The organism is Pseudalkalibacillus hwajinpoensis, from assembly GCF_039851965.1.
GTDB classification, from domain to species: domain Bacteria; phylum Bacillota; class Bacilli; order Bacillales; family Guptibacillaceae; genus Guptibacillus; species Guptibacillus hwajinpoensis_E.
The window spans coordinates 2,587,409-2,601,665 of record NZ_CP156674.1 but is presented as its reverse complement, the minus strand read 5'-3'; the positions used below and the strand labels follow the sequence as shown (position 1 = coordinate 2,601,665).

Below are 14,257 nucleotides of genomic sequence, written 5' to 3'. Positions count from 1 at the left end.
ACAAATAAAGCCTTTGCAGTTGGTGATGTGCATCAATTAGAACCAATAAGACTCCAAAGTAATAACCACAGGTTGACGTTTATCACGGTTTTCAAGAATTGGAAAACATATGTTTACCTGTTGTTCATTCGCCAGATCAGTAAATAGTTTAACTAGATCTTTCTTTGCATAACCATCTTTGTATGTCACATCCGATGTGATCAGTGCTATATCTTTCTGCAGTAAGGATTCTCGCACCACTTCTTTTATTTGCTCTTCAGCTAGTTTAATCTTGATTTTCGTACTTTTTCGCAAAAAACTATAGACTTTGTCCACTTTCTTTATCATTATTTCAGATTCAATCTTTTTTTTATCGTATAGAATATCACGGCTATAATCCTTGCTAATTACCTTTGATAATAGATTCCTTAATGAATTGATAAGCGTCCACTTACATCACCCCTTTGTTCAATTGCAAAAGACAAACAATATACAGAAGGTTTTTGAGTGCCAAACTATGACTGCTTCATAAATGGCTGTGTCAACTACCTGGTCATCTCTTTTTTTCTCTTTTGTGAAAGAGTTTTTTAGGAAACTAATTGCTGCAAATAGCACTGCGAGAGAACGGTGTTCCACCCCGAATGATTTAGAGCACTAAAGAAATTGTTAAAGATCCTTATGAAAATGTTTAATACCGTAGAACATCCTGAACTCGGTGATGTTCCGATAATTGAAATAGTCCCTAAGCTCAGTCGAACGCCAGGTAAAGTTAACTATAGAGTGAACATATGGCAGATCCTCAAGTTTTAATACATAAACAAAATCATATAGGTTGGATTTTTTTGAACTGTTCTGAATCAGGAAATGCGATCACACTAGAAATTGCCCAGGAACTTGAAAACCAGCAAACTCGATGGAACTAGATGAAGATATTAGAGTGGTTGTACTAACCGGGAGCGGAAAGCACTTTTCAGTAGGAGGAGAATTAAAGTCTTTTAATGACCAGGAAGATCAAATTGATAAATACTTACTTCAAGTTACCAACCATTTCGTTACTATCCAAAAGGTTGTGATTGCTGTAGTTAACGGCACTGCTGCAGGGGCTGGCATGAGTCTTGCTTGTTGGACAGACTTAACCTATGCTACAACAAACTCAAAATTCACGTTGGCCTATACGAAAGCTGGTTTAACTCCTGATGGGGGGTCAACCTATTTCTTACCGAGAATCTCATTGGAACTAAAAAAGCACTTGAATTAATGATTCTAAACTCTGTAGTGGATGCAACATATGCGAAAGAGCTAGGATTAGTGAACCAGGTAGTTAATCCAGATGAATTAAAGGAGTACACCGAAACCATTGGTCGTTCTTTATCAGAAGGGGCAATGGAGGCTTTTGGAATTGATAAATAATAGCTTTGATAGTACGCTTGAACAACAGCTAAAGGATGAATCATTATCAATTTCGCGGCGAACCGTTACAAGAGTGGAAATGAAGGAATAAATGCATTTCTTGAGAAGAGAAAACCTGTGTTTTATTAAGAGCTTAAAGTCGATCTACAATTAAATTACAAAACAAACTCACCCATGGTATCCTGGTGAGTTTGTTTTATTAATCGCTCTATAAATGCATCGCTATTCCAACTCTAAAACACATTCTCAATCAATTCCGGTCCTTTATCCCTCTTAATTAAAATAGTAGACCCTCCACTTGCTACTTCCAATAAAGCAACCGCTCCATACCTTGTTTCAACTTGAACATCAATGTGACAGGGTGCCTTCTTTAACTCAGTTGTTAATTCTTTACTAATCGCTTTGGATAATCCCTCTGGTTCCCTAATGACAATATCCAAATCACTAGACTTACTTGCTGTCGCTACTCCGCTTGCAAGCTCAAATCCAACACTACCGGTCGGTCCCCATGAAAGGTTATAGGAAGCAAATAAACCCTCTACTAAATCAAGTGATTGAAGAGCAGGTAATTCTCTAAACCTACTATACTTCTTCCAACCAATTCCCTGAGCAAGTTGTTCTGGCGTGATCCGTTCCAGTATCTTTTGTTCTGCAAGTAAGGAAGCATGTCGCTGATTACGTGCTTCCCCCCTAATGCCAACTGGGATTAGCCCCTCATTAATGAGTGCTCTTCTTACGACTACAAAAGGAGCGCGAAGCAAAAAATCACTTACCCATGCCGGGCCTTCTTCCTCTAATAAATCATTAACACTACTGATTCGTAATAAATCATGAGGTAGTACGATTACCATTGTTCCTTCATCTTTTCCCTTACTTCAATAGAAGCCTTTCGTCCACCACTGATCGCTTCCGATGAAGTTAGACGATTACTTAAATCATTTGGTCCAAGTCTTGCATCGATGATCGCCTGTTCGAGCCTGTCTTTGACTAGAGCAATATCTTCTTCTCCAGGATGATCAGCGTTCACCCCATCAATTAAGTCATGAAGAGCACCTAATGTTGAGAATGAACGAATGTCATAAGCCATAGAAGGAACCTTCTTTGTCGCTTCTTCCAGTTCACTAATGGAACGTCTCGTGATACGTGCCGCTGATTGCTTCGACATCACATGGACGTTTACACCTTCATCATTAAGTGTAACTAATCGATTCGCTTGCATGCCGTGTGATAGAAAAGCTCCGGAAATGGCATTCCCAACGATAAAGCTTACAACAGGATGCCCCAAATTTCGAGCAGTAGCATAGGCATTAACAGCTGCTGCACAGGATTGGTGAAGCCCAAGAAGCTCTTCCTTATAACCATAGGCTTGACTGGGTACATCGATAACCGCAACAATCGCTCGTGGTTCACCTCCAGTATCCTCCTCAATCGCCTCATGAATGTATCTGGCAATAGTCCACCCTTCCTCGATTCCTACTTCGCCTTTTCTGGCTCTAGGGAATCGTCCATTTTCATTCGGCACGACTGAAATAAAACGAACCATCTTTCCGTTTAACTCATGATCTTTGCACAGTACAGACGGAACCTCGGCTTGACTTGAAGTGTCCGTAGCATCTGTTAAGGCTTTAAACCATATATGACCTCTACTGGTAGTAAGGTTTCCTTTTTCCTTAACCGCCCTTGACTCAAAACTCTTCTCATTCCACCTCTTTCTAACATCCGCTGGACCAACTGATTGTTGAGGATCAAAAGAGTTTAGAAACCGTTCAAATAGCTCAATCTTAGCACTTCGTGGCATTTCTTTCTCTTCTTTTGAGAAAGCTAGATGGACATGCTCTTTTATAGTCGAAATATCGTCTTCCACTAAATGATCCGCTAGACCTGACTCGACCCGCTGTTCCCCGCCAATCATTCCCCAGATTAACTGTCGATCAGCTGAGTCAATCTCTTCGATGCCTGCCTCTTGCTCGATAACCTCAGGTCCATTTAACCCAATCCGCGCTTCCCGCGTCATAATTAATGTATGACACAATCCAGCTGTAATAGACATCCCTCCGAAGGAACCGATTTTTCCAGGAATAACGCCAACAACCGGGACATATTGTCTCAGCGCCACAATAGCCGACCCAATTTCGGAAATAGACAACAATCCATAATTCGCTTCCTGCAGACGTACGCCGCCCGTATCAAACAAGAGAACCGGACGCACACGAATCCCCTGTTTATTATCACGAAGCGCTAACTCAAAAGCAGCGGCAATTTTCGCTCCTGATACCTCACCGATTCCACCGCCCTGGAAATTTCCTTCAATCGATACAACTACAGCCGGCTCACCCGCAATAGTCCCGCGCCCAACAATGACACCATCATCACACTGCGGGACAATCCCCTGCTTCTCAAGGTGAGGGGATTCAATCCCATCGAAAGGACTAAGCAGTTCTCTAAACGTGCCATCATCAAGAATAGTCTCAGCCCGACCTCTTGCATTTAACTCAACGAAGCTTTGCTTCAGTATCTTGACTGCCATTCTGACTCACCTCCAATGCTTGAGCTAACCTCATAGATACGACCCCTGGTGTGGCACCGAAATCATTGATTTTGATCGTAGCAGCTACATCATTTTGACTAAAAAAGCGTCCCAGTACCTTTTCCCATGTTTCCTGAAATCCGGTTGAACCTGTACGAATACTCACAGTTGTCTTAGCATCAATAGATGGATCAAATAAAATTTCGAGGTCACCTGATCCAACGACTCCAACATGCGCGCGATGGCTGAGTGTTTGACTAGCAGGAAATTCAAAGATTAACGTTTCCATTCTTGCACCTCCAGCTTTTTAATAAGTGGGTATCATGCTTCTCATACCTGACTTCTTCCTATTTAACTGTTCCACTTTGTCTAAAAACAACGTTGCCGCTAACAAATCCGCGCTTCCTCCAGGTGACGCATTATATCCTAGCAAGGATTGATTCAGTTTCTGTAAGCTTCTCCATCCATTTTTCGTGGACACACCACCATGTTTTACAATGATTCCCGCTTTCTTCTTAGCATCCAATAAGGCTTTAGCTCCTCCACGGTGAAGAATACACGTATCATCAAGAGAAGCAATGAGTGCGATTAATGCGTTCAATCTTGCATGGGTTTCAGATACGCCCTGCTCACGTCCCTTCCTTAAAACAGGTAATCCAATGTTAACTACGTGAGGAAAGCCCTGCTCGGCTTCACCTCTCGCACCGGGCACACCATACTTTTTCATAACACGATTACCATTTGAATTCCCTCCTGGTGCATGTCGATCTGAAAAACGAGCAATCTTACCCGCAGTAGCAGCCATCCCTCGATCAGTTGCATCCTGTCCTAGAGCAGAGGTGCTCGCTACTAGGAGACCCAGAGCCCAAATGGCCCCTTTATGCGTATTCGTACCATTAGTAGCCTGTAACATCACGAGCTCACCTTGGCGACCTATTTTGGCAATTTCTTCTCTCATCGATTGAGTTGGGTCCTGTAAATGAGTGACACGAGCCATCTCCCGGAAAGTACCTCTTAAGGATGTAGCTGATTTAATCATTAAAGGAAGATCCAGATCGTCATGTGCCCCATTATCAAGTCTGTCGACAAGCCCTGGCTTCGGCGTGAGTTCTGCTTCCTCTATTAGAGATTCAACAGCAACATTAGCGATTGTCTTATCGTCCATCTTAAGCTCCTCCCTTACCAGTTTCGAAACTTTTGTGGTGGTTCATATAAGCCATCGGACCATTCAACAAGCTCTTCTACACTTTTAGCAGCAAGCAAGGAGCGTTTTGCATCGGTCCTGCGGATCTTAAGATCCTGTGGTAAAGCAATCAGTCCCTCTTTTCTTAGCTTATCCGTTCGTTTAGTGCTGTGACTTAAGCCAACAGATGTGACACCGGCAATAGCAGCAATCGCTTCTTTTCTCTCCTCCATGCTTCGCGCTTTATACAAATAAGCAATGCCTTCTTCTGTAACGATATGGGTAACGTCGTCTCCATAAATCATGACAGGTGTGGTCGCTAGCTCGGCCTCTCTCCCCACATCAATTGCATCGAGCGATTCAATGAATACAGGAGTGTTACTAGACTGGAAGGTTTCCACAACTTGAACGACAAGCTTTTTACCTCTTGCAAGAGGGTCATCTTCCGTCATCATATTTAACCATGCCGGAGTCGAATGCCTTCTTCCTCTTGGGTCGTGTCCCATATTCGGTGCACCTCCGAATCCAGCGAGCCTTCCAGATGTGACCGTTGAGGAATTTCCTAAAGGATCGATCTGTAGAGTGGAACCAACAAAGAGATCCACTGCATATTGACCAGCAAGCTGAGAAAGGGTGCGATTCGAGCGTAAGCTTCCATCTTTTCCCGTAAAAAAGACGTCAGGACGCGCTGCTATGTACTTTTCCATTCCAACTTCTCCACCGAAACAATGAATACTATCTACCCAACCGCTCTCAATGGCTGGAATCATCGTTGGATGTGGATTCAATGCCCAGTGCTTGCAGATCTTTCCCTTTAAGCCAAGCGAATCACCATACGTTGGCAATAATAGCTCAATCGCTGCTGTGTTATAGCCAATCCCATGATTGAGTGATTGAACCTGATGCCGTTCGTATACACCTCTTATCGTCATCATCGCCATAAGAATTTGGAGCTCAGAAATATGACGAGGATCTCTTGTGAAAAGCGGCTCAAGCTGAAAAGGCTTGTCAGCTACTACAACAAAATCCACCCATGAACCCGGTATATCCACCCGTGGTAGATCATCCGTCACTTCATTAACCTGAGCAATGACGATCCCATCCCGAAAAGCTGCCGCTTCGACTAGAGTTGGGGTTTCTTCCGTATTCGGACCTGTATAGAGATTCCCCTCTTCATCTGCCTTCTCAGCTGCCACTAACGCAATTGAAGGAATTAAATCTACGAATAGACGACTGTATAATTCCAGATACGTATGGATGTCACCCATAGTGATTTTTCCATCTTCAAGCATTTGTGCCATCCGTAAGCTTTGCGGACCTGCATAAGAGAAATCAATCTTTTGCGCAATACCTTTTTCAAAAATATCAAGATGCTCCGGACGCGAAATACTCGACATAATCATATGGAGGTTGCTAACCTTTTCAGAATTCACTTCACTCAGGGCAGCCGAAAGGAAAGAAGCCTGCTTTTGATTGTTTCCCTCTAGGACCACCCGATCTCCAGGCGCTATTAGTCCTTCTAGTGCTTCCACTATTTTATCGGTTGGAATCACCTTTCCTGAAACGAACCCTCCTACATTTTCAATACGTTTAGCCTTTGCATCTCGTCTGGTTTTCCATGATTTCTTTGATTGTACTCCAAGCATTACAACACTTCCTTCCAATCATTTTTTGTCTACTTCCGGTAACGTTCCATTAGAATTCGAGCTGTTTTCATACCACTTTCAGAAACAGCTAAAGAGCGTGCATCTGGAAACGCCCTATCCGCGAAATCACTTAACACACGACCAGGGGGCAATTCTATGAATAATCTGACACCAAGCTCATAATACAATGTCATTACCTCATGCCAACGAACAGGATTGGACACGCTAAAGGCCAGATCTTTCTTTATACTCTCTGGATCACGAAGAGCACGAGCGTTTCGAATGCCTGCATAAGGAATAATTGGTGAACAAAACGCCAGCTCCTTCATTCTTTCATACAGACAATCGGCCACAGGATCTAGCAATGGACAATGCGAGGGAACACTGACATTCAAGAACTCAGCTTTTCTTGCCCCATCAGCTGCTGCCATTTCCAACACCAGTTGTATCCCTGTCCTCGATCCTGAAATGGTGATCTGATCAGGTGAATTCAGGTTTGCAAGGTAAACAGGATGATCTGAAACTCTTAAAAGAATCTCTTCCAGCTTAGACTTCGTTAGACCGACAACAACCCCCATTCCATAATCGTGAGGATAAGCTTTCTCCATCAATTCCCCACGCTCTTTCACAACCGAAATGGCATCACGAAAACTAATCACACCCGCTAGTACCGCAGCAGTAAAAGCCCCTACTGAATGACCAGCTACCATGTCAGGGAGTGCTCCTTCTGTTTCGAAAAGTCTACCGGATGCAACACCCCCTATTAATAAACTAAGTTGAACAGCTCTAGTGGATTTTAATTTTTCTTCAGAATCCAGTAAGATAACGCTTTCATTTAAGGTGTCCCTCGCTTCTTCAAACGTTTCCTTCACTGCCTGGTTATCTCGTAAATCGTGGAGCATTCCTGGTTGTTGTGATCCCTGCCCTGGGCATAGAAACGCAACGCTCACAATCGATCTCCTCCTTTTTAGTCGTTTGTCGACCAAAGTGGATGTGGAAGGGGGAAACCCCTAAACGTTAATTATCTAGTGGTTTTATCCCTTTCTCTTGAAACAACCGATTCCTTATACTAGCAATAACATCTTGATTATGTTGATGGAGTATTTCCCCTGCCTCTACCACGTTGCTTTCTTTCAAGAGTTTCACAATAACGTGATGCTCTTTAATTGATTTCCCGATATTCCCTTCTTTCGCAAAAGAAAGACTCTGAATTCTTAAAAGAGGCATTTTCAAACGTGTGTACATGTTCTTAATTACATCGCTATGACTCATGTCTACAATACACATATGAAACGAATGATTCATCTCGGTGTAATGGTTAATGTCATCTTCTTCATGCATTTGCTCGAGGAGCTTCTCCATCTCTTCTACCAGCTCTCCATTCACTCCATTTTCCGCGATCCGTTTCATTGCCAGTGACTCAAGCATGATTCGAATTTCTAACAAGTCATAGATTTCACTTTCCGTATAGCCTTTAACGACTGCACCTTTTCTTGGAATTCGTTCAACGAGTCCTTCAATTGTTAATAAAAAAATAGCTTCTCGAATAGGTGCCCTACTCGTCCCGTATTCTTCAGCATATGTATTTTCAATCAACTTTTCACCCGGCTGAAGCTCGCCGGTAATAATCTGATTTGTAATGTGTTCTGCAATATGATTGGAAAGTGCGTTTCTACTTAAATCGATCGAACTCAAGATGTCGTCCCCCTTTGTAGAAATGTTTCTTGTCGACTGTCGATTAAATTATAACGTGAATAAGTTTATATTTCAATTAATTTAGATAATTCAGAAAGTATTTGATATTTCCAATTCGTCCACTTATAATGAGTGATACGGTCGACAGTTGATTGACGTCTAATATTTTGGAAACGCTTTCTTTCCTGAGAGGAGTGATTACGTATTCACCATACCCGCTGAACACTACCAATAAAGTCAATGTTTGACGGTCCCTCTTTGCCATGCTTCTTGATGAGATGCTCTTCATTCATGGTTGGAATATAAAAGAAAGGTGGAATAAATTTGGTTGTTTATGGTGTTGCCTTGTTGGCAGTTTGCTTATTGGCTGGTGCGTTCATTGGGGACTTACTAGGCGTCCTTGTAGGTGTAGATGCGAATGTTGGTGGTGTTGGAATTGCTATGATCATCCTTGTTCTGACAGTGGATTACATGAAAAAGAAAAACAAATTGACTATTAATTTTGAGGCAGGAATTGCTTTCTGGAGCGCCATGTATATACCAATTGTTATTGCAATGGCTGCTAAACAAAATGTCGTCGCTGCTATCGATGGCGGACCTGTGGCAATTTTGGCAGGGATTGTCGCCGTTGCAGTCAGTTGGGCCATGGTACCTTTACTCAGTAATATTGGGAAAAAGAAATATGAAGCCAACGAAGCTAAGGTGATTGGAGGAGACAATCATGTTCGAAATATTAAGTAACGTTTTTAAAGATAACGGCTTAATTGTTTCGTTTGCTGTCATTGGTGCCGCAATGTACATTTCCTATTTCATCTCCGATAAACTAACTAGAGGACGACTTCATGGATCAGCAGTCGCTATAATCGTTGGTCTTGTGCTTGCCTATATCGGAGGGGTAACGACAGGCGGAGAACAAGGACTTTCAGACGTCGGGATCTTCGCTGGCATCGGGCTAATGGGTGGTGGAATGCTTCGTGACTTTGCCATTGTAGCCACAGCATTCGGTGCAAGCTTCGATGAAATTAAGAAAGCGGGTTTAAGCGGTGTATTAGCTCTCTTCCTTGGGGTTATCGTTTCATTTATAGTCGGGGTAGTCATCGCCTATGCATTTGGTTACACAGATGCCGTCAGCTTAACTACCATTGGAGCAGGTGCAGCAACATACATAGTTGGTCCAGTCACAGGTACCGCTCTAGGAGCAAGCTCAGAAGTGATTACTCTTAGCATTGCAGCAGGTCTTGTTAAATCGATCCTTACCATGATTGGAACACCATTTATCGCCAAGTATATTGGTTTAAATAACCCACGTTCTGCGATCGTATACGGGGGACTCATGGGTACCACAAGCGGTGTCGCCGGAGGATTAGCAGCAACTGATCCTAAGCTCGTGCCTTATGGAGCTATGACCGCTACCTTTTATACAGGGCTAGGATGTTTACTTGTTCCATCCGTGTTATTTTTAATTACCAGGTCTATTGTGGGTTAGGTTTACGAGTAATAGGTAGTAGATGGATTAAGCGGTTTATTTTGGCCATCTAACTCAAATAAAACATTTAAAAAGTCTTTCTCAGAAAGAGAAAGACTTTTTAATGCGCTTTAGCTACTATTGCTTAATCAAACGTTTAATTAATAAACTCTAGACTCTCTATAAAAATTCAATCCATTACCCCCCAACTTTTCTATTCTTCCATTTTATATAGTCAATCAACTCTTTATATTCACTCAACTCCCCATTTTCAATCCCAGCATCTCTCACATTTTTAATGAAACTTCTCCATTCTTCTCTCTCATTGATTGGGTTTTCACTATTTTTTTCTTCACCAATAATTTGATAAATATCCGTACCTAATTCATTTGCGAGCCGTTTAACCAGGTTGATTGATGGATTATTTTTAATATTTCTTTCAAGACTATTTAAATAAGATTTAGAGACTTTCGACCGCTGAGCTAATTCGGTTAATGTAATCCCTTTTTTCAGTCGATGTTTCCTAAGATTTTCTCCTATCATCCAACATCTTCACCTTCCTATATGTTGGTTCCTCTCACAACTATGATTATTTTGTTATATAGATCTTTTGGGACGGTTCGAGACCAGTGAAAAAGTAGTCACTTTCAAAAAATAAGCTTTTTAAGGGGGACTAAAATGTCTCGCCGTATAGCAAACGAGGCTTAGAAGCGATTCTAGAGGCTCGTTTTTTTTATCATTTTTCGTTGTAAAAAAGGTGGACTTTTTCACCAGTCTCGGACGGTTCTCGTGATTTTAAAACCACCTAAAAAATTTTCACCGCAATGCCCCTTTTCCCACTTTCAAATCGATATATAGGATGAAAGGAGGTGATTCACATGGCAACAGCATCCCTAATGGAAACCCAGCTTCGTATGGTTCTACGGTAAGACACTCTTCCGCAACAAGAACTTCAACAACATCAAGCCATCCGCAATAACAGATTCGATTTTCACAGTTGCACAGGCATTAGCACCACTTCAGCAGCACACACTGTTCGCAGTTGAACGCAATGATTCATCTGATCTTCAAGCGTAATTGAAAACCTATTCTACTAGAAAGGAGGTAATCCTTAATGGCTAAAACTCTTGAGCTTCAATTCAACACCGAGTTCAACAAACCGTTCTCTATCACGCTGAGTGATCCGATTGAACCTGTTAACCCGGTAGCGGTTTCTGCTGCGATGAATGCTGTGATCGCACAGAATTGCTTTTCAACAAGTGGTGGTAATGTTGTCGCGAAGAAAGGCGCTCGTATTATCGAGCGTAATGAAAGTGACATTGTGATTGGCTAAACGATTTTGAGGAAGGGCACATGGCACTGCTAACTTCATATCGAGCACCGGCTTCTTCATCTGTTGAAAAATAACGATGCAAGAGGTGTCTTTCTTAATGCCTTATTTAGCCGATGTTCAGAACGTGGAAGGCCTACCACACGTTTCAAAACTAAACTTGCCAGGTGAGCTGAAGCCGATGCAGAAAATTCAGCGTTCTCAGGCTAAACGCAGTTCCCGGTTTCTGTGGTGAGAAGCTATGGCGAGAACGGCCCTAACGGTTCGGCAAGGTAACCAGGCGTACTACGGTACCGGTAGCAGCACGCAGACGACGCACATTGGACTGGTTTGATGTGTAGAAAGCGAGCTGTTGAAGGAATTCAAGCGTTCAAATCGGGTGATACGGTGGACCCCTAAGACGGTCTCCGTATACTTCAGTAAAGTGGACGGCTACTTTTACAGTGCTGATGCGTTATTGTCAGCACTGTAAAGGTAGTCATTCTCTGTCCAATGTTTCCTATCTCATCTAGTGCCTTCAGTGGTTTTGAGAGCGGTTAATCAAGAGCTGAATAAGAAAGTCTACTGGTAGACTTCTTAAAAAGGTAAGAATGATTTATCTCACAAAAGTGCCAGAACGAAAAGTAAGACACCATAGACTTCACTCAATTTGATTGTGAAAAGTGGAAAAGGAAGGGTAAGAGATAGAATTAATAAATAAAAGGGGTTGTGAAGTCGAGTCAGATTTTGAATTTTATAATGAGAGAAATTGGACAAATAATCAATCTAGTAAGGTTAACAAAATAAACGGACCTAGAGATATGAGTATACTACCTTTTATAATCATAGTTGCTCCTTCTTTAATGCTAGTAGACTTATAAACATAGTGTAGCAATAACAAATTAGAAATAAATGGGTTTGATGAATGTTACAGAAACTACGTAAGATCAACTAACTATAGCTACTAACATAATCATACTAAGCGCCTAAGTTGTGTTTTTCCTTTTGACTGAAGAAGTCAGTGTGTCCCCCAAAAAGGGAGATTTTTTTCCCTTTTGACATGGAGAACGAAAAGCAAGCATCTTCAGGGGGACAAGGGATAAGTGGAGGAAGATTTTTAAGTTGTGAAGCGCTCGTAGGAAAAAAGTTTTTGCGCCCATTGAACGTCTGAGCGCTGTCTTAGGTGATAAAAGGGAAGGTTCGGGTGTCCTACCCTTTTCGAACCTTAGACAGCTTGCGAAGGTTTGCGCTTCGGAAGGCAAAAGGAAAAATAACCAATAAAAGAGCAAATCTCAAGGCTGCTTTCCTTCTGTCATGATTCTCTTCAACCCGTCATCGACTCCTCGTGAAGAAATAGCCAGGAACCTACGGACTGACCGAAAGCGGGGATAATACCACTATTTTTATGTCTTGAGTACCCGAGGCGTTACTTTTTGGCTCGGTCCATCATCACTTCCATTCATAAGTTCTTTCAGCTGAACTCATTTTAAATATAAAGAGCTCATTGGAAAATGTACCATCCCTTCAGAAGCGTTGAAAAAACAAAAAATCCCCTCAACTAAGACAAGACTCATCGGCTACAATCATAAATTGTAATTCGATAGAAGATGCGCTTTCATCACATCTCATTTGTCAAATTCCTCCCATAATATCCGGATTTCATAAAGCTTATGTTAATCTGTGAATCAAGAAGCTTCCCTGAGCTCCTTCCCCCTTGATTAAATATAAATAATACACTCCCCGATACTTTAAAGTCGGGGAGTGCTGTTTGTATAAGTTACTTCTATTGCTATTGGCAAATCTCTGAAAGAATTTCTTAACGTGGAAGATCTTAATATATAAGAATCAATATTTCACTTCTATTTTTTATTGTACGAACCATCCACCTTTAGTTGAAGGAAAAGTACTTGTTAAATTAATTTGGTACAGTTTCATTATATAAAACGCTAAACGATTTCTACTGCTGAGAGAGGAAGATTAGATGAATCTATTCCCGTTTAGGATTTATCTGAAATCTGAGATGGCTTTTTTGCCGGTGCAAACCAGCCGATTAGGGCAATACCGACTAAGACGCCATAGAATATCAAAGTCCAAGCTGGACTGTGGGGGAAATCATGATCTATGACCGCAATATCCTCATGGGCAAGAGTAATGACAGCAAGTTTGACACCGACCCAAGCAACAATGGCATATGCTGTGGTTTCCAAAGCAGGACGTTTTGTAAGAAGTTGCACAAACCAGGTGGCTGCAAACTTAATCAAGATAAGGCCCGCAATACCGCCGAGAAGAACGACAATAAACTGCCCGCCGTCCATACCGCCGAAATCGCCGAGAGGTGATTCTGGAAGACCAAGGGCAATCGCAACTGCAGCGAGTATCGAATCAATTGCAAAGGCGAGGTCAGCCAGCGCAATCTTCCCTACTGTCGGCCAGAAGCCTTTTCCTGCAGCTTCCTTTTCCTCGTCCTTATGAATATTCTCATTCTTTTTCCCGAGACGCGCCTGAATAACATGCTTTAACCCTAAGTAAAGAAGATATGCTGCTCCTATCGCCTGGATCTGCCAGACGTTTGCGATAAACGAAATGGCAAAAAGAGCTCCAAATCGAAAAACAAAGGCCATAATGATTCCGTAATTTATAGCTTTTCTTTTCTCATCTTCGGGTAAATGTTTGGCGATAACTGCTAGTACAAGAGCGTTATCAGCTGATAACAATCCTTCTAATCCGATTAGAATTAACAATGCCCAAGCATACTCTAGCCATAGTGACTCCATCCACTTTCTCCCCTTTCTGAAACTAAAATGGAATTTAAAAAGTTTCACTAACATTAGAATTTCCCATTAAGCCGTAGGTAATCCTATAAAGTATTCTTAGCGATTTTGATAGTCATTTCTCTTCCTTTATATTGAAAAGCTAACACCATCATATGGAGAATTAGATTTCCCACATTGTTTATGGTGAGGGTGCTGTAGTTTTTCATGCAAAAAAAGATTGTATACGTAGTTAAACTGAAATCTTTTTCTAAGACTTGCCCGCACTTTTA

Annotated in this window: 16 protein-coding genes; 6 read left to right on the top strand and 10 right to left on the bottom strand. The window is 41.8% G+C overall.

All coding sequences use genetic code 11. The features are described from left to right. Positions 1 to 36: 36 nt before the first annotated feature. Positions 37 to 315, bottom strand: coding sequence for a hypothetical protein (locus tag ABFG93_RS13590; protein WP_347548558.1), 279 nt, complete (start codon positions 313 to 315; stop codon positions 37 to 39). A gap of 577 nt (positions 316 to 892) precedes the next feature. Here ABFG93_RS13590 and ABFG93_RS13585 point away from each other — a divergent pair. After that, positions 893 to 1,237 (top strand): enoyl-CoA hydratase/isomerase family protein, encoded by a 345-nt coding sequence (locus tag ABFG93_RS13585; protein ID WP_347548557.1) that lies wholly within the window; start codon positions 893 to 895, stop codon positions 1,235 to 1,237. Continuing rightward, positions 1,237 to 1,389 (top strand): hypothetical protein, encoded by a 153-nt coding sequence (locus tag ABFG93_RS13580; RefSeq protein WP_347548556.1) that lies wholly within the window; start codon positions 1,237 to 1,239, stop codon positions 1,387 to 1,389. The genes ABFG93_RS13585 and ABFG93_RS13580 overlap by 1 nt, the downstream gene beginning before the upstream one ends. Before the next feature lie 233 nt (positions 1,390 to 1,622). Here the strand turns inward: ABFG93_RS13580 and ABFG93_RS13575 are convergent, their stop codons facing one another. The 7 genes from ABFG93_RS13575 to ABFG93_RS13545 form a co-directional block, all read right to left on the bottom strand. Next, positions 1,623 to 2,240: a malonate decarboxylase holo-ACP synthase gene (locus ABFG93_RS13575; protein ID WP_347548555.1), complete on the bottom strand. Its 618-nt coding sequence runs from the start codon at positions 2,238 to 2,240 to the stop codon at positions 1,623 to 1,625. Further along, positions 2,234 to 3,916, bottom strand: a complete 1,683-nt coding sequence (gene mdcD, locus ABFG93_RS13570; protein ID WP_347548554.1) for a biotin-independent malonate decarboxylase subunit beta — start codon at positions 3,914 to 3,916, stop codon at positions 2,234 to 2,236. The genes ABFG93_RS13575 and mdcD overlap by 7 nt, the downstream gene beginning before the upstream one ends. Then, complete coding sequence (locus ABFG93_RS13565) at positions 3,882 to 4,205, bottom strand: malonate decarboxylase subunit delta (protein ID WP_347548553.1); 324 nt, start codon at positions 4,203 to 4,205, stop codon at positions 3,882 to 3,884. The genes mdcD and ABFG93_RS13565 overlap by 35 nt, the downstream gene beginning before the upstream one ends. A gap of 18 nt (positions 4,206 to 4,223) precedes the next feature. Continuing rightward, positions 4,224 to 5,081 carry a triphosphoribosyl-dephospho-CoA synthase gene (locus tag ABFG93_RS13560; RefSeq protein ID WP_347548552.1) on the bottom strand — a complete coding sequence of 286 codons (858 nt, stop codon included), beginning with the start codon at positions 5,079 to 5,081 and terminating at the stop codon, positions 4,224 to 4,226. Between the two features lie 14 nt (positions 5,082 to 5,095). Beyond that, positions 5,096 to 6,745, bottom strand: a complete 1,650-nt coding sequence (gene mdcA, locus ABFG93_RS13555) for a malonate decarboxylase subunit alpha (protein WP_347548551.1) — start codon at positions 6,743 to 6,745, stop codon at positions 5,096 to 5,098. A gap of 29 nt (positions 6,746 to 6,774) precedes the next feature. Then, complete coding sequence (mdcH, locus tag ABFG93_RS13550) at positions 6,775 to 7,695, bottom strand: malonate decarboxylase subunit epsilon (protein WP_347548550.1); 921 nt, start codon at positions 7,693 to 7,695, stop codon at positions 6,775 to 6,777. A 67-nt stretch (positions 7,696 to 7,762) separates the two neighbouring features. After that, positions 7,763 to 8,440 (bottom strand): GntR family transcriptional regulator, encoded by a 678-nt coding sequence (locus ABFG93_RS13545; protein ID WP_347548549.1) that lies wholly within the window; start codon positions 8,438 to 8,440, stop codon positions 7,763 to 7,765. 324 nt (positions 8,441 to 8,764) lie between these two features. Between ABFG93_RS13545 and madL the strand changes: the two genes are divergently transcribed. Both madL and madM read left to right on the top strand, forming a co-directional pair. Continuing rightward, positions 8,765 to 9,181, top strand: coding sequence for a malonate transporter subunit MadL (gene madL / locus ABFG93_RS13540; RefSeq protein ID WP_347548548.1), 417 nt, complete (start codon positions 8,765 to 8,767; stop codon positions 9,179 to 9,181). Then, positions 9,162 to 9,926 (top strand): malonate transporter subunit MadM, encoded by a 765-nt coding sequence (madM, locus tag ABFG93_RS13535; RefSeq protein WP_347548547.1) that lies wholly within the window; start codon positions 9,162 to 9,164, stop codon positions 9,924 to 9,926. Before madL ends, madM begins: the two co-directional genes overlap by 20 nt. Before the next feature lie 177 nt (positions 9,927 to 10,103). On the opposite strand, the gene ABFG93_RS13530 is transcribed toward madM, so the two are convergent. Beyond that, the gene (locus ABFG93_RS13530; RefSeq protein ID WP_347548546.1) at positions 10,104 to 10,448 is read right to left on the bottom strand and encodes a helix-turn-helix domain-containing protein; all 345 of its coding nucleotides are present in this window, start codon (positions 10,446 to 10,448) and stop codon (positions 10,104 to 10,106) included. A 417-nt stretch (positions 10,449 to 10,865) separates the two neighbouring features. Between ABFG93_RS13530 and ABFG93_RS23115 the strand changes: the two genes are divergently transcribed. Continuing rightward, positions 10,866 to 10,982 (top strand): hypothetical protein, encoded by a 117-nt coding sequence (locus ABFG93_RS23115; protein WP_431522092.1) that lies wholly within the window; start codon positions 10,866 to 10,868, stop codon positions 10,980 to 10,982. Positions 10,983 to 11,019: 37 nt separating this feature from the next. After that, a complete protein-coding gene (locus ABFG93_RS13525) occupies positions 11,020 to 11,238 on the top strand; it encodes a DUF2922 domain-containing protein (RefSeq protein WP_347548545.1) in 219 nt (72 codons plus the stop codon). Between the two features lie 1,973 nt (positions 11,239 to 13,211). Here the strand turns inward: ABFG93_RS13525 and ABFG93_RS13520 are convergent. Next, positions 13,212 to 13,988, bottom strand: coding sequence for a TerC family protein (locus tag ABFG93_RS13520; protein WP_347548544.1), 777 nt, complete (start codon positions 13,986 to 13,988; stop codon positions 13,212 to 13,214). Between the last annotated feature and the right edge of the window lie 269 nt (positions 13,989 to 14,257).